At 39.9% G+C, this 16002-nt stretch carries 16 protein-coding genes; all 16 read right to left on the bottom strand.

What is annotated here, in order from left to right:
* Positions 1 to 34: 34 nt before the first annotated feature.
* Positions 35 to 445: an exosortase F system-associated membrane protein gene (locus VIN08_RS28685; RefSeq protein WP_414693317.1), complete on the bottom strand. Its 411-nt coding sequence runs from the start codon at positions 443 to 445 to the stop codon at positions 35 to 37.
* Positions 442 to 984, bottom strand: a complete 543-nt coding sequence (xrtF, locus tag VIN08_RS26410; RefSeq protein WP_331972172.1) for an exosortase family protein XrtF — start codon at positions 982 to 984, stop codon at positions 442 to 444. Before xrtF ends, VIN08_RS28685 begins: the two co-directional genes overlap by 4 nt.
* Positions 981 to 1607, bottom strand: coding sequence for an acetyltransferase (locus VIN08_RS26415; RefSeq protein ID WP_331972175.1), 627 nt, complete (start codon positions 1605 to 1607; stop codon positions 981 to 983). Before VIN08_RS26415 ends, xrtF begins: the two co-directional genes overlap by 4 nt.
* Positions 1604 to 2218: an acetyltransferase gene (locus VIN08_RS26420; RefSeq protein WP_331972178.1), complete on the bottom strand. Its 615-nt coding sequence runs from the start codon at positions 2216 to 2218 to the stop codon at positions 1604 to 1606. The genes VIN08_RS26415 and VIN08_RS26420 overlap by 4 nt, the downstream gene beginning before the upstream one ends.
* Positions 2211 to 2816: a sugar transferase gene (locus tag VIN08_RS26425; RefSeq protein ID WP_331972181.1), complete on the bottom strand. Its 606-nt coding sequence runs from the start codon at positions 2814 to 2816 to the stop codon at positions 2211 to 2213. Before VIN08_RS26425 ends, VIN08_RS26420 begins: the two co-directional genes overlap by 8 nt.
* A gap of 60 nt (positions 2817 to 2876) precedes the next feature.
* Entirely contained in the window at positions 2877 to 4013 is a 1137-nt protein-coding gene (locus VIN08_RS26430; protein ID WP_331972184.1) for a glycosyltransferase family 4 protein, read from the bottom strand.
* Complete coding sequence (locus tag VIN08_RS26435) at positions 4003 to 5190, bottom strand: hypothetical protein (protein ID WP_331972186.1); 1188 nt, start codon at positions 5188 to 5190, stop codon at positions 4003 to 4005. The genes VIN08_RS26430 and VIN08_RS26435 overlap by 11 nt, the downstream gene beginning before the upstream one ends.
* A 44-nt stretch (positions 5191 to 5234) precedes the next feature.
* Complete coding sequence (locus tag VIN08_RS26440; protein ID WP_331972189.1) at positions 5235 to 6377, bottom strand: glycosyltransferase family 4 protein; 1143 nt, start codon at positions 6375 to 6377, stop codon at positions 5235 to 5237.
* 37 nt (positions 6378 to 6414) lie between these two features.
* Positions 6415 to 7401 (bottom strand): glycosyltransferase family 1 protein, encoded by a 987-nt coding sequence (locus VIN08_RS26445; protein ID WP_331972191.1) that lies wholly within the window; start codon positions 7399 to 7401, stop codon positions 6415 to 6417.
* A gap of 87 nt (positions 7402 to 7488) precedes the next feature.
* Complete coding sequence (locus tag VIN08_RS26450; protein WP_331972193.1) at positions 7489 to 8670, bottom strand: polysialyltransferase family glycosyltransferase; 1182 nt, start codon at positions 8668 to 8670, stop codon at positions 7489 to 7491.
* Positions 8671 to 8693: 23 nt separating this feature from the next.
* Complete coding sequence (locus tag VIN08_RS26455; RefSeq protein WP_331972196.1) at positions 8694 to 9680, bottom strand: glycosyltransferase family 4 protein; 987 nt, start codon at positions 9678 to 9680, stop codon at positions 8694 to 8696.
* A 79-nt stretch (positions 9681 to 9759) separates the two neighbouring features.
* Positions 9760 to 10395, bottom strand: coding sequence for a CatB-related O-acetyltransferase (locus VIN08_RS26460; protein WP_331972199.1), 636 nt, complete (start codon positions 10393 to 10395; stop codon positions 9760 to 9762).
* Positions 10396 to 10467: 72 nt separating this feature from the next.
* Positions 10468 to 11526, bottom strand: a complete 1059-nt coding sequence (locus VIN08_RS26465) for an N-acetylneuraminate synthase family protein (protein ID WP_331972201.1) — start codon at positions 11524 to 11526, stop codon at positions 10468 to 10470.
* A complete protein-coding gene (locus VIN08_RS26470; RefSeq protein ID WP_331972202.1) occupies positions 11516 to 13147 on the bottom strand; it encodes a cytidylyltransferase domain-containing protein in 1632 nt (543 codons plus the stop codon). The genes VIN08_RS26465 and VIN08_RS26470 overlap by 11 nt, the downstream gene beginning before the upstream one ends.
* A 21-nt stretch (positions 13148 to 13168) precedes the next feature.
* On the bottom strand, positions 13169 to 14560 hold the full coding sequence (locus tag VIN08_RS26475; protein WP_331972204.1) for a hypothetical protein: 1392 nt from the start codon (positions 14558 to 14560) through the stop codon (positions 13169 to 13171).
* A gap of 31 nt (positions 14561 to 14591) precedes the next feature.
* Positions 14592 to 16001, bottom strand: coding sequence for a lipopolysaccharide biosynthesis protein (locus VIN08_RS26480; protein WP_331972207.1), 1410 nt, complete (start codon positions 15999 to 16001; stop codon positions 14592 to 14594).
* Position 16002 lies beyond the last annotated feature (1 nt).

Raw genomic sequence — 16002 nt, forward strand, 5'->3', positions numbered from 1 at the left:
TAGTATTCTTAAGACAACTGTAGATGTTGGGCCACTATTTGGCTCTGCCCCTTTGTTGACGCTGGTAATAAAACGCAGGGATTAATAAGATTATCAAGATGGGATTCAAAATCAGACGATGGAGATACGAAATCAACGGTCCGTTGTAGGTTGGAAAGTAGAGTTTCAACACAAAATACGGAAACAAAAAAAACACCATTCCAATTAACTGTATAAAACAGGAAAATATTACATACTTCCTGTCTTCGAACAGTGCGTAAATTAAGCCAATGGCAAACAGATCGTTCAGTAAAAAACGAACAGTACGATTGAATAAAAATCGATGAAGCGGTTTCAGACTTAATCCAAAGTAAACAGTCAGATCTTCCCGTTGAAAAAGAAATACCGCCAGCAAGCCTGCTATGCAAAGCACTCCGATAAGTATACGAAGCTTTTTATTACTCACGTTCTCTGAATTGAATATCGTTTAATCCACCATAGCCAAAGTAAAAAAATCACCCCGTACAAAGATGCTGTGAAGAGGTATTTGTGTGTAAAGTACATGAAGTGGGGCATGTATTCTGAAACATAAAAAAGTAAAATGATGCGTAACAAATTCATCAGGTGTATAATAACGATGCCTAACGGCACAAACCACAGCCACGTTCTTTTCAAAGGGCCGAATGCAAGGATGAAAGCAACAAATATGATCATTGTATTAATGCCATTGCATCCTTCGTATACAGCCAATATGCTTTTCTCTTCGTGTAGCAGGAGCGTTGTAGGCTTCATGGTATGGTCCTGAATAAACGTGGGCCATCCTGTGAGTGTGAGTACCCATGCCGTTTCCCTGGATACTTCATGTGTAATGGGATCTGGGCGCGGATCAAAATGATCTATATAAAATCCATATAGCAGATTACCGACTATATATATACCTATAAACTTAATCAGGAATAATATTGTAGGCTTAAACTCCTGCCAGGAAAATATATCTTTCTTCATAAAGGTTTAGCCGGCACTCCGGCCACAGTTATCCTTGAAGCAACATCTCTTACTACTACGGCTCCCATACCTACCCGACTTTCCTCTCCTATTAAAATGTCATTTTTAATACAAGCGCCAGAACCAATCAGTGCACGGGCTCCTATGGAAACGCCTCCTGCAATATTGACACTTGTCATCACCGAAGCATAATCATCAATTCTTGTATCGTGACCTACCGTTGTATTCAGATTTAGCAAAACGTGTTTCCCTAAACGGATATTCGTTGTAAGTATAACTCCCGCTGTTAAAATACAGCCCTCTCCTATTTGTATATGCTCTTCATCTTGCAAAATAGCCGAAGCATGTTTTAGTACAGGGAATTGTATATGCGGATTACGAATACTGGAGTATATAGTTGCTTTGCGTATCGGGTCTCCTATCGCGATGATTACATATATATCCTCTCCAATATCGTTAAGCCACGAAGCATTTCCCTTTACGGCTAATCCATTGATTATTTTTCCAGGAGGAGTTACGTCATCTATAAATCCCAACGGATTCCATTCGTCAGAGCCTTTAATCATACTCAGCACTTCTCTGCCTAATCCTCCGGCACCATAAATCAATAAAGATTTTTTCATGTGTGATGATTGTATTTTATGATACGCGCAGGATTACCAACAGCCACAGCATAATCAGGTATATCTCGTGTAACAACGGCACCGGCTCCTACTGTAACCCAGGCCCCGATCTTTTTACCAGGAATTATAACTGAACCAGCTCCTATAAAACTCCCTTCGCCAACTGTTATGGTGCCACAAAGCACAGCACCTGGACCAATATGTACAAAGTCATTCAGAATACAGTCATGATCAACCTGGGAACCCGTGTTAACAATACAGTGATTGCCAATTTCAACCTGAGCCTGCAGGATCGCTCCGTGCATAATCATATTCCCTATACCCATTTTAATATAGGGTGACTGAATAACGGAGGGGTGTATTGCATTGGTAAACTTGTGCTTTGTTTCCAACGCCACTTTCTTACGCACAACATTACTGCCAATAGCAACTAATGCCAATGCATCTGGCGCGAATTGAGAATTATAGCGGCCTTGCTGAGGTACGCCAAACAAGGTGCCTTCATATTTAGGATCGAACAATGCCAACACTTCCGTGCCCATTGCCTGTAAACAATCCAGCACAACCCGGGCATGTTCTCCTCCTCCTTGCAAGATGACTTTATTACTCATTGCCGCGAAATTTTTCCATTGTTACCGATGTACCGCTGCTAACTCCCTCCGCTTTAAAAACTTTCACAACTGTTAAGAATAGTATCTTTATATCCAACCAGAAAGATATATTTTCAACATACCACACATCATAGGCAAACCGCTCTTTCCAAGCAACGGTGTTCCTTCCATTTACCTGTGCCCATCCGGTTATACCGGGCCGCACGTTATGACGTTTCTTTTGCTCTTCGCTATAGAGCGTGAGATATTCAACCAGCAACGGACGCGGACCGACAATTGACATATCGCCTTTTACTACATTGATCAGTTGTGGTAATTCATCCAGCGAAGTTTTACGAATAAATTTACCCACGGTTGTCAATCGTTTATCATCCGGTAAAAGCGCACCCGTTGCGTCACGCTCATCTGTCATCGTCTTGAATTTTACAACTCTAAATATCTTGCCATCCTTTCCTGGCCGCTCTTGCAGAAACCATATATTGCCACGATTTGCAATGGTCAGCAAAACAATAGATATCAACAATAGCGGCAATGCTATAGTTAATCCCGTGAGGGCTACTACAAAATCGAAAAGAGGCTTGACAAATGCTTTATACAAAGGGACAAAGTTTTATTAAAGATACTATACACTTAATATACTATACTTTTCTGTCTCCATTTAAAGAGAAGCAAACTCGAAGAGATGATGATTGACCAAATGAACATCGTACTTAGATTTTGCCAGTTGATAACTTGCTTCGCCCATTTCTTCAATCAACTCAGAACGTTCAATAAACTTTCGCATAGCGCTCTGCAATGCCTCTGCATTTTTCACTGGTATTAAAAAACCATTTGAACCATCTCGTACAGTTTCGCGGCAACCAGGATTATCCGTGGTGATAATTGCTTTCCCCATTGCCATTGCTTCCAATATAGTACGGGGAGTTCCTTCTCTATAATACGATGGCAGTACAAATACAGAGCACGTTCGCAGAAGTGAACGAACATCTTTTTGAAATCCTTTATAATCAATAACTCCTTCTTCAACCAATTTATTTAACTGTGATTGATCAATGGAATCGGGATTACCTTCATCAAGCAACCCGATAAGCTGGAAAATTACTCTGTTACCAAATTGCTTTTTCAGATTACTTGCCGCCTCCAGATATTGATCTATGCCCTTTGCGCGAATAAGCCGGGCAGTTAATAAAAATATTACAGGTTCACGCACAACCTCTGCCCTGGTGTAATACGCAAGATCGACACCCGAGCCTGCCGTTATCGTCATAGCGGTTGCAGGATTTACAAGCTTGTGTAAAAGAAAATACTCCTGATCATCAGGATTCTGAAAGGCAATAAAGTTGAGTTTCCGCAGAGAGAATCTATACAGCGCATGAATAAGAGATTGCATGATCTTCTTCTTCAATGTCCGTACACCTGTATCCAGGTATCCAAGCCCCGTTATTAACGCTAATGTTTTTGTCTTGCCTGAAAAAGATGCAGCCAGTGTGCCATAAATAACCGGCTTGATAGTATAGGTAATCAACAGATCAGGCTGATATACCTTGAAGATTTTTTTCAATTCAAGTATAGTACTGAAATCCTTCAGAGGATTGAATCCGGTTCGAGCAAGTTCTACCGATCGAAATTCAACCTGCATCTCCTTTAGTTTACGCACCACTTCTTCATCGTAACCAGGTGCTATCGCCAACACTGTATATCCGTTACGAACCAGATCTTCCAACAGGTTTTTCCGAAAATTGATCAGTGAGAATATATAGCTTCCAAAAACAATAGCTTGTCTCTTATGCTTCATGTACCAGTGATTCTTCAGAGGTTTTATTCTTTGGCTTTACCACAGCTCTGCGAGGAGTGTGATAATATCCGTATGCCATAATAAACAGAAATGGAAAAATTATGGCGCGATGTCGTGCTATCAAACCAATGTTATTTTCAAACAATCCGACAGATAAGACATATATAGCCAAAAATGCTAAAATGAAAGTTGACAGTCTATGCCGCAGGCTTTCTCTTAGAAAAGCGGAAACAGAACGTCTGTTCGTGTATAGCAGGAACAAAACAAAATTGATTTCCAGTGATGAGGCTAACGCCAGCGGGTTTGTTCCTTCCCATATAAATGGTCGCGCCAATACATCTATTACACCTCGTGGAATGGAGGAAAGTCCACCAGACTTTTGTTCAAGTGCTCCGCTTCCATAATTGTTGTTTCGTAAAGTACCTGATTGCAATTCTGAAATGGATTCACTCGATAAATCCTCTATTCCCCATTTTGCAGAAAGATAATTCATAATAAAAATCAGTATCACCACTCCCACTACAATCTTGGCAGTTTTAGCAAAGAAGGAATCTTTAACATTGATAATGAAAAATGCCGCCATCGCGATTATTACCATGTAAGCAGCAGGAGGTCTGAAGGCGTAAGTAATAGCAATACCTAATGCAATGCGTATATAGTTTAGCTTCTTGTCAGTTATACCATAGCAAACAAGGCCAAGTCCTAAAAACATAAAAGCATCTTTGCCGATGGTTGATGTCCAGAACCACAAGGCCGGGAAATAAAACAAAAGCATACTCAATTTCCTGAACTCAACCTGAGGGTAATTATTTGCAAACGACTTGAGCATGTATACAAGCCCTAAAAAACAAACAAGCGAGAACAGGAGATAGATACCAAACATCGAGTTGAATGTTACTATCATAAAGATAGCTGCCGGGTATGCCACAAAGTTGGTGTAAAACAGTTGGCCACCACGCCACAATCTCTCATTTGTAAAGGGAGAAAGATCTCCATTCATAAAATACTCGGCAAATACAGCAGCATAGTTATCGTATACAAATGCATCTACCGCTCCACCACTAAAGTATATTGCATAAATAATATAGGCAGTAGTACCGAATATTCGGAAGAGCATGCCATAAGTATATACCTGGTTAAGAGAATTATATTTCCCTATATACCAGGGTCTGGCCATATAGCCAATAATAAATAATAACGCTATTCCAATGATCCCACCGATCATGCCTGCAAAACGCGTTTATAAAAAGAATACGTATTATCAGCCATAGTATTTAACGAAAAGAATTTTTTAGCATTTGTATCTGCAGCAGCAGCATACTGCCCCGCCATATCTTTGTTCTGCAACAACATGCTCACTTTGTCAGCAAGATCCTGAGTATCATAAGGAGTTGCCAACATTCCCGACTCTCCATCGGAGATCAGTTCATTTGCTGCCGGCACATTAAAGGCAACTACGGGCGTTCGTGCATTAAATGCCTCCAGAAAAACTACTCCAAAACCTTCCGATCGCGAAGGTACTAAAACCACATCGGAATATTTCATCCAGCAACCAACATCCTTTCTATAGCCCAGAAAATCAACATGCCTGGTCAGGTTAAGTTCTTCAACACGTTGTTTGAGTTGTTGTTCAAAAGAGCCGGTGCCAATAATAAGAAGCTTAATATCAGGATAGTTCGCTGTTAACTTTTGCACTGCCTCAATTCCCCACAAGTGTCCTTTAAACTCGACCAATCGTCCTGCGATACAAAGTTGATGAGTTGATTTTCTATAGGTTTCAGGCTCCTCAACCGGTGTTACTTCTGCCAGGTCAAATCCGTAGTAGATCAGCTCCATTTTCTCAGAAGAAGTTATACCTGTTTGTATAAAAAGATTGAGCAGCCCTTTTGAAATAGTATAACTCTTATCAAATTTCGATTCAGCCCATCTTGAGATAAGGAAGTACGGAGTCACTCCCTGCTTGCTTGCATCGAAACCATGCTTCGCTGTAAAGCTATTATCATAACCGTGTTTAGTGGAAACAAATTTTGCCTTTGGCCGAAAGAAAGTCCGAACAAGGGCAGCATAAAAATCAGCATGGATCAAATGGCTATGAACAATATCATAATTTCCCGCTCGAATAATTCTTGCAATTTCCCGAACATCACGAATACCCGGTACACGACCTATATTTACCTGGTAAACATGAACCTGCATCTGTTGAAGTCTTTTAACAAAATCGGAATCTTTACCCAGTTGATAGTCCGTATACAAACGAAGAAATTCAATGGTAATACCTCGCTTTTGCAGCGCAGGTATCATATTCAAATGATAATTCTCTGCACCAAAAATTCCACCTTCCTTTTGAATAAATAGTATTTTCATGTCTTCTTCTGTCGTTGTTAACGTCAAAATAATATACTTACTGCAAAGAATTTCGCAGCAGCAAATCTTTCATTTGCTGCGCGGTTGTTCTCCAGCTAAATCTCCTGGCGTTTACGCTACCCCGAACAGTCAGCTCTATACGCAGGTCTTCGTTTTGTAACAAGTCATCCATTGCAGTCGCTATTTCTTTCTCGTTGTAGGGATCAACATATCTGGCAGCATCACCACACACTTCCTCAAGGCTCCCCTTTCGTGTTGCTATTACCGGGCATCCTGAAGCCATCGCTTCTAATGCAGGCCAACCGAAGCCTTCATGAATTGATGGAAATAAAAATATAGCAGCTCGTTGATAGAGTGTACGCAGATCAATATCGGAGACATTCCTGACAACTATAGTTCTTGACATCAGCGAAGTACTATTGATTAATCGCTGTGCCTCTTCCTCTATATCTCCGACCTTTATAATCAGAAGATCCTGATACTTACTCTCTGACAGCGCTTTAAATGTTCTGAACTGATTTTTATACCACACTTTAGATCCTACTAATAAAGCATACGGCCTATCTTCTACTTGTAATTGCTTTAAAATGGAATTTTCTGTACTTGTATTTCTCTCCAGCCAAAATCCTTTTAATCCGTTATAAATCGTTCTTACTTTTTCAGGATTAAATTTGACTGCATGGAGTAAATCTGATTTTGTGTGTTCCGATATGCACACTGTCCATGTGGCTAATCGCATCAATTTCAGATTCCATTTATATATACACTTGAAATACCAACGACCATTCCTGTCCATTAAAGTATGCAGATCATGGCATACGATTAACGATCGTGAAGCTCTCAGAAATGGTAACAAAAACGCGTAACGCTCTGAAGGGAGTATTACAAACTCAGGAGCGATACGCAACAAGTTGAACGGAAGAACAAAATATTTTCGAACAAGTCCTGTTAATTTTCCAGAACCTCGCGAAAAATATATTGTATCGATATCAATACCTTCAAAGCTCTCTTTCAGCTCATGCACATATCGTTTTATACTCTGCGAAGCCTTTTCGTCTTCAATAATATGTATACGCACATCTATATACTTTGAGGTTGATCTTAACTATACTCAGGCATTTAAGAAGTCCTTTAGCCGCTGCAACGATTGGCCATCGGTCTTGTAAAAAAATTCCAACTTGAATTTCTCCATGTTCTCTTTTTCAAAATCAAAGGAGATATCTTCCAGTCGAAAGTTCCAGAAATTCAGCACTGGCGCTGTCTTTAGTGCTTCTATCTGTTCTTGCATGAACGAATAATTCAGCCTGAACAGAATCACTTTCTTCCAATATATAGCAGGGATCACCATGGTAGAATAAAATCCGAAGCAGCCCTCTGCCTGCTGTACATACGCACTCAAATTAGGTGTATGTTTCAAATAAACTATATTCTCATCCTGCGGGAACCAGGAGGTGCGATAACTTTCAGGGTGAAGCTTGATATATAGCTTCGCCTGATGACTCTTACAGAATGCATTCAGTGTCTGATAAAAATCCGTCATCTTCGCTTGCGACACGAGCTCCTCTCCCAAACTATGCTCTGCAAAAGCCTGATCAATATGCAGGTAAAATTTGTCCGTTGTTACAGGCTGCTCCGCTACCAGAAACTTATCCAGTTCAGGGCTCCCTATATATAGTAATTGTTCAACGCGTGGCTTTTCAATCTGTTTATGTATCGTGGCATTTCGAGGAGAAAAACACAAAAAGTAAGTTGGAATCTTTCCGCTAAACGAAAAGTAACGTGAAGCCCAATAATATCCTTTCTTTCGAGACCAGTATGTATATAGAACGAATGATACAATCATCCATCGCTGACTGGGCTTCAACGATTTCACTAAAAATGAGACTGAGCTGAATTTAACTTCACGTTTCACAGCATCAACCTTTTTAACAACATTCTTCTTGCGCCACTGTCGCTCTCTTACGCGATAATCTTTATAATTAGAATATATACCGTGCTGCAGGATATAAGTACGAATCCCGGCTGACTTTGCCGCTATATTCAAAGCGATTGAAAGGGCTGAATCCAGCGACATAAAAATGATCTTATCCGGAGCTACTTTATTCAGAACATCCTGTGCGTTCTGAAAAGAATACCAGTATATAATCTCAGCATAGGAAGGCGGCTGTACCTCATCAAAGGAAGGGTGAATCACAGAAAGAAACACAAAATCAAAGTCATCTTTCATCCGATCGAATACTTCAATCCAATCTGCTCTTCTATAGGGCCATACCAGCAATATCTTTTTTTTCACAGCAAAATTAATTTAGCATAGCCCTATCGTGGCGAGTTGTACAGATCCTCGATGATTTTCTCGTACTTTTCAGTAAGTATCTTGATATCAAAACGGCCCGCCAGATCGTATACTTTCTGTGACATAGCCTGAAGCTTTAACGGATTGTTTACAAGATCCTGGATGATGTCAGTAATTTCTTCACGTGTACTTACAACATATCCCTCTTCTCCATGACGTATCCACTCATCCGGACCATAGTCAATATAGGTTATGGTCGGAATACCAGAGCTTGCTGTTTCAATAGTAACTTTACCCAGACCTTCTGAACGAGAAGGAAAAATATGCAGATCAACCTTACGGAAAAGCTCTTTCATCTTTGGCTGTGGCAGTATACCATGGTATACTACGTTGCTTAAATTAGCTATCTCTTTTCTCTGTTCGTCATTCGCCTTCCCCACTATGTGAAATGTGAGTGATGGAAACGCTTTCGCGGCAAAAAGGTAATCGCTGATGCCTTTTCGCTTCATATCATTGCCTATAAAAATGATATTCTGAAGTCTGTCTATTTTTTTTCCCGGCTGATAAAATTCAGTTGTATCACTGGTAACAAAAAGCGTTTGTGGCTCTGTTTTTATACCAAATCGCTGAAAGTTATAGTCGCGCATATGCGAAGTAGTCGAGTATACACGATTATGACGGGTATACGCGCGGATCATCTTCTCTTTTGTTTTATAAATCGAGATAGGTCCTTCTAAAGCTGCATCATCCAGTTTATTTCTTACCGTCTTAAAGCTTTTCTTACGGAATAACTTCACTAAAAAAATTCCCCAATCAGAAAACTCAGCACGCGGAAAATAAGCGATATCACAGTTCCATATTCCCCATATAAACGCCAACATTCCCGATATCTTAAAGGGATAAAAGCAATGGAATATCTTTACTCCGTCTATGGTTGGCCTGGGCAGATCACCGTTAAAAATCGTACAGGTATAAATCTCGAACTTTTCCTTATCGATAGCTCTGGCCATTGACAGAATACTCAAGTTCTGTGCGTTCGTCTTGTTAATATATGCTGCGCAAAAAACTTTAATTTTCTTTTTCATTCAATTATTTTATACTCTTCAACAACTCTTCATCAATGGTGTCCGCACTAAATATATGACGGTTCAACTTTATCTTTTGTTCATCCCAATTCCACCACTTCGTTTGTAACAGGATATCGATCACAGGCTGAGGGAATCTATAGCGCAACGGTGAAGCCGGAACACCACCTACTATAGCGTACGGAGGAACATCTTTCGTGACCAAAGCATTAGCCGCTACCACTGCTCCATCACCTATCGTTACACCGGAAAGTATAGTAGCATTGGCTCCTATCCACACATCGTTACCTATAGTGATTGGCCCGTTGGATACTATATCATCTTCTTCTTTACCAGTAAAGAAATGCTTTTGAAAAAAATAAGATGAGATGCGCGAGTAATTATGGTTATGCTCCTGAATTGTTACATTCCGGGCTATCGAACAAAAACTTCCAATGGATACACCATGGATACCTCCCATGATAAAGACTCCGGGACCATTTACCTGCGTATATTGCCCTATACTTATTTGCCCGTCAAGATGACTTCTTCGTATCTGAGCTTTTCTCTTTACCTGAATACGTCCCTTCAGGAAAGTCCCTCGCACGGTAGCAGATGGATCAACATCCAATACACTGGGATTACCCGTGGTATTGGACATTGCCACTGTATCCAATATAAACTTTGTTAGCTTTTTTCGTATTGCCGAGAGCATGACTGAACACCTTAGGGTTTATTCAAAGAGGTGCCAAATCAAAACTGTATCTTCTTCAATTTCAGCGATTGCTTTTTTGCCAATCACATCATCTATATACTTCGGACTAATTCCGGATGCCGGGCGTTTCCAGGTTAAGTCGCTATACTCAATCACTTTTCCTTTCGGTATATTCTTCAATGCAACCAGACTTCTTCTTGCATTTTTAATAGCTGGCAATTCCGAAGGAAGACTCTTCACTTCAAACTCTCCTAACAATTCTACCACGCGATCCATGTTCTTTCTAAACACTTTGAGATCTTCCTTGTCCATAGCATGATAGTGGTCATTTCCGGGAAGTGTTTTATCGTGTGAGAAATGTTTCTCCAGTATTCTTGCTCCCAACAATGTAGCCACTTCAAGACTCTTCATGTCTTTCGGCAAGGTGTGGTCTGAATAGCCAATGATATTATCGGGGAAATGTTTAGCCAGACCTTTGATCATCCCCAGGTTTGCATTCTCATCTGCCGTTGGATAGTTGAGCACACAATGTAACAGTGCCAGCGGAACATTATACTTGTTGATCCAACCCACAGCTTCCTGAACCTCATGCAGCTCAGCAGCTCCGCTTGAGAGTATAATAGGTTTACCAAATTTAGCCATATACTCAATGAATGGCTTATTGGTAAGATCAGATGAGGATATCTTAAATGCATCCATCAGTTCATTTAAAAATGTAGCTGACTCAACATCAAATGGCGTACTCAAAAATTCTATATCCTGCTGATCGCATACTTTCTTCAACTCTTCAAATTCTTTCTTCCAGAACTTATCATATTTTTTGAAGAGATCAAACTGACTGGTCGTAGGCTCCTTCGTCAAATCCCAGTATGAAGGAGAATGTTTGGATGCAATCGTGTTGGCTTTATAGGTCTGAAACTTGATAGCATCAGCACCACCTTCTTTTGCCTCGGCAATCAGTCGCTTGGCAATTTCCATATCACCTTCATGGTTTACACCTGCCTCGGCTATAATGTATGGCTGACGTACGGTAATGTCGTTGGGTTTCTGACTGTTAAAGAAGTCCTTAATCTTCATATGTATTTTCTATTAATTCGTTGATCAATTTGATTACGCGTTTGCGTCCGTTCTTAATATCGTGTCGCATCATTCGCTCATGCATCGCCTGACGCTTTTCAAGAGGCAGGCACTCATTCAATGCGCCCAAAATTACACTTTCAGTGGCAGTACTTCCCAACCCCAAATGTAAAAAACCATTCTCTCCGGAAGCAAAAAAGTGTGTCAATTCCCGCTCATTCTGCGCCATAATAATCGATGGAGTGCCTAAAAGCGCTAATTCGTAGATGGTTCTGCCGGCAGATGAAAAGACAATATCCGCATCGTACATATAGTCTGAAATGTTCTTCACATTTCGTGTAATCTCCACCGATGAAAACTCTTTAAGTGTATCTTCATTGGCATATCCAAGCCCCAGTATAACCTGAATTGAAATTTTGTTCTCCATACAAAAAGTATAGATGGATTGGAGAGTTTTACGAGTAAGATTGTTCGGATCAACTCCCCCGAACGACAACAGCACTTTCTTTAGCTGTGGCCGTATCGGCTTTTCTCCATGCAATAAAAATTCTTCACGTGCACAGAAATAATCCGGGCCATAATAATGATTGGCCGGACTTTCTTTCTCCGGATAAATAGCATTTATCACTACATGCGCATACGCCGAACCTTCTCCTAAATCTTCAATGTTAACAACTTTAAATCCTAATTGACGAAGTTGCTTCACATAGTTAGCATCTGTATCCAGGCGATCGTTTACAACAATATCTGGTGCCAGCTTCTGAATGTCTTCCAACAGAGAAGTTTCTTCCTGATGAACCTCAAAGTTATTCTCCTTTATCTTGGCAAAGGCGAGATCACTTTTCTTATCCACCAAAAATACAATCTTATGATTCATGATGTGGTGCGCCAGTGTAAGGCAATTATACACATGCCCCAACCCTATCTGCGGATAACCTGAAATGCAGAATAGAATTGTTTTACGCTGTAGTAAGTATTCACAGAGCGACCAGTCTTCATGCGAATCAATGTCTATCGCCTCACCTACCGGAACTTCATATAGATCCACAGCCTTACCAATGCGTGCTGCAGGAGTAACTATACTTGCACGTGAAATAAAAAATCCTCCCGTCTCCTTATATACCGGAGGCAATTGTTGTCTGTTAACGCGTGCTTTATAGTTAGGGAAATAACCGCCTTCATTCTTTCCCCACGTCAAGTGCGTATCGTTCACAGCCGATAATATCGTTTCAATTTCAGGTCGCTCGTGTATTCGTTTTAGTGCCTGATCAAGCGAATAAGTAGTCAGTAACGGTGATGTCGGTTGAAGCGTAATAACAAAATCATACTGTTTATTTTCCTGCGAAGATATCTTCGTATAAGCTTCGTAGATCACAGGGTCGAGTGTTACCAGATCTCCACCAAGATTATTATCCCGGAGATGCACTTTTGCTCCGAACTTTCTGGAGAAGTATGCGATCTCTTCATCATCTGTACTTACATATACATCGGGTTTATAAACAGACGCACGCGCCAAATTTATAGAATAATATATCAGCGGTTTACCATTTAGCGGCCGCAGGTTCTTTCGGGGAATCCCCTTCGATCCTCCCCTTGCAGGTATAATTACAAGAACATTCATTTTTATATCACTCAGTCAAATTTACTTTCTGTTTGTACTCAAATCCTGAATAACCTTTTGAAGACTTCCGGAATTATGATCCAGCACTACAGATACAATGGATGAATTAAGGTAGTCTTTAAAAATTGATACGCCGCGCTCATCAATCAGAACAGATGGAACATCAAATTCTAAAGCCTCCAGAAAACAACCAGAATATTTAGTAATGTGAACCCGGCTGTGAATCATTATATCAGGCAAAGGTAACGATGTTGCGTCTTCTATATTTACAACAGATGCAAGGTCAAGACGATCGATTTCTTCCTGTATTCTTCTCCGCTCTCCTAACTGACGAGGGTGAAGTCTTATCCACCATTGATACTCCGAACTCAATGCTTTTATGGTTTCCACCAGATAAGGTTCAAAGATATCATCAACCGGTTGGAGCGTATAAAGAATCAAGTTCCTTGGCCACTTATTATAACTACTGGACGCCATCCCTTCCTTCCAGTATCTTGCCCAAGGATTACCAAAAGCAATTGCCTTATGCTTTGAAGAAGTGGCCCAGGCATTTATCTCACTTGCATCGCTTACATTCCAGCAAAGGAATTTATCAGGTAACAATTGATAACCTGTTTCAGGGACTTTCGTCCAAGACGCATAAGCTGCATGTAGTGCCCCTTGTGGCCCATGTTGCATTTCATGGACCTCTATCCCCATGGCTTTGCAAGCTGCTATAATTCCCATACTCGAAGGATTATAGTAGGTAAGGCAAATTACTGTTGAAGGTTTTACTTTTTTGAAGAGGAAATTATATAGTTCCTTGTTAACCTGCACCCGGTTTATATCACTTTGCAGAGAAGCGAGAAACTTGTTTACATCCAATGAAATACCAAAATGAAGACTTGCTCCTTCAATCACTTTCTTGATTTGTGAGACTATAGAAGAATCAATATCTATATTTCCTTTACGTGTGAAGCTAAAAAAAGGGAATAATCTATAAACTTCTATTACTCTCTTTTTCTCATAATAATCTAACTTTGTTTTTGGTCTTTCATATTCCATCAATAAGCCATTCCCGTTTTCTTTATCGAGCATCGGATCAAAAAAACGATTAAATGATTTACCCTTGAATGATATTCGATGCGCAAAAAAACCAGCATATAATGTCTTCACTGGTTTAATCTTTAGCGCTATACTAATTCTATAAAAAACAGAATCAACTAATATACCCAGCTTTTGACGTAACGACAATCTCATACTTGTACTCTCAGAGGAAGTATGTTTCTCCAGAGCAAAGATCAGTGTAAAAAAAAGCTTTATTCTTACGATTGGCCATAACTCAAAACCAGATACCTGCCAGTCGTTTACTTGCACATCTTCTTCCTGTGCAACAATAAAATCAATTATATCTTTTCTATTAGAAGTTGCCACAATAGTTATTAATAATCATTCTTCTCTTTACTTAGTTGACTAAATGCTTCTTAAATTTTTTATAGAGTATAAATGCTATACCAAGCAAAACAACTGTAGCGCTTGCTTTAGCCATAACTGGTAACTCCACCAATACATAAGCTGCTGCTGTCAGAATTACAGTAGCAATCAGCCAAACCAGCGGGTAATGCTTTACTCCATTGTTCAAATCTTTAAACGTCTTAAAAGTAAAACCAATATAGCCCATGTACATATAAGCCACGAAAGTTGTTACCGATGCAATGACAACACCAAAAACGGGAATGAGGGTGAAATTCAAAAGGATATTGATAACACCAGCACCAAATGATACACGCCACAACACGGAGGTCTTTTCAAAAAACAATATTTTCGCATTAGAGGCAAAGTACATTGGTCTATAGTTATAGCTCATAATAAGAATAATGGCAAACGGGTAAGCTTGACGTAATACTTCGTTTCGAATAAGAAGATAAAAGATCTCTTTCGACCACAGACAGAATATGAAGGTAAGCAAGAAGAACGCCCCCTGTAACATAAAGATTAAATTCCTTGCAACAATATCTTTCCCTTCCTTATATAAACTGTTCAACATCGGACCTGTCGCCAGTCCTGATGCCGTAGCAAGCGTACCAAAGTAATTTCCAAAATTAGCTGCGAGGTTATATTTACCTACTTGATTCGTTGGTATTTTCAAAATATCCATAACCATGCGATCCGATGAATTTAAAAGATAGGTTGCATAGTAATGGGGCACAGTAGGCATGGCCGTTTTAAGAGACCGAATAATTGTAGAGCTTTTAAATCTAAAAATTGGCTTTAACCCTAATTGTATATTTACAGCATACCAGTAAGATGCATTAGACAAAAGTCCTACGATACACTCAGTCCAAAACCACCCCATATAGCCCAGCTTCAAATAACTGATCATATAGATATTTAATCCGACTGATAAGAGTCCGAATAAAATGGTACGTGTAGCTATTTGCATGGGCTTTTGCTTTAACTGGAAATAGGTACTTCCAATCATGCTCACTGGCCCAAAACATACCAGCGGGATTACATTGAGTAAAATTATTGTTGGAGCATTTGCTTTTGCCTCAGAAGGTATAGCAAATAATAAAACTCCTGTTGTTATAATCGCAAATACCAATATCCACAAAGAAAGAAATCCATATAGTTGCCTCCACAACCATTTGAACTGACTACGATAATGATAAAATGAATTTACGAGGATAATGCGAAGTCCTAATGTATTGAACACTCCTATAGCGCCTACATACGCTGTAACAAATCCAGCCACACCATAATCAGTAGCAGAGAGGTCTTTTGTAATTATCGGTAACGCAAAAAAACTAAACAGTTTGGGGATGTAGGGTGCAAGACCATATATAGCTGTGTGACTGAATACTTTCTTAAGCATA

Origin of the sequence: Ohtaekwangia sp. (genome assembly GCF_036568665.1) — a bacterium.
In the GTDB taxonomy this organism is placed as follows: Bacteria; Bacteroidota; Bacteroidia; order Cytophagales; family Cyclobacteriaceae; genus Ohtaekwangia.

Excerpts from the sequence above, each read along its gene's own strand:
- VIN08_RS26440 (WP_331972189.1), bottom strand. The coding sequence starts at position 6,377 with ATGAAAATACTATTTATTCAAAAGGAAGGTGGAATTTTTGGTGCAGAG.
- VIN08_RS26480 (WP_331972207.1), bottom strand. The coding sequence starts at position 16,001 with ATGCTTAAGAAAGTATTCAGTCACACAGCTATATATGGTCTTGCACCC.
- VIN08_RS26420 (WP_331972178.1), bottom strand. The coding sequence starts at position 2,218 with ATGAGTAATAAAGTCATCTTGCAAGGAGGAGGAGAACATGCCCGGGTT.
- VIN08_RS26470 (WP_331972202.1), bottom strand. The coding sequence starts at position 13,147 with ATGAATGTTCTTGTAATTATACCTGCAAGGGGAGGATCGAAGGGGATT.
- VIN08_RS26460 (WP_331972199.1), bottom strand. The coding sequence starts at position 10,395 with ATGTCCAATACCACGGGTAATCCCAGTGTATTGGATGTTGATCCATCT.
- xrtF (WP_331972172.1), bottom strand. The coding sequence starts at position 984 with ATGAAGAAAGATATATTTTCCTGGCAGGAGTTTAAGCCTACAATATTA.
- VIN08_RS26455 (WP_331972196.1), bottom strand. The coding sequence starts at position 9,680 with ATGGCCAGAGCTATCGATAAGGAAAAGTTCGAGATTTATACCTGTACG.
- VIN08_RS26465 (WP_331972201.1), bottom strand. The coding sequence starts at position 11,526 with ATGAAGATTAAGGACTTCTTTAACAGTCAGAAACCCAACGACATTACC.
- VIN08_RS26435 (WP_331972186.1), bottom strand. The coding sequence starts at position 5,190 with ATGGCCAGACCCTGGTATATAGGGAAATATAATTCTCTTAACCAGGTA.
- VIN08_RS26415 (WP_331972175.1), bottom strand. The coding sequence starts at position 1,607 with ATGAAAAAATCTTTATTGATTTATGGTGCCGGAGGATTAGGCAGAGAA.
- VIN08_RS26430 (WP_331972184.1), bottom strand. The coding sequence starts at position 4,013 with ATGAAGCATAAGAGACAAGCTATTGTTTTTGGAAGCTATATATTCTCA.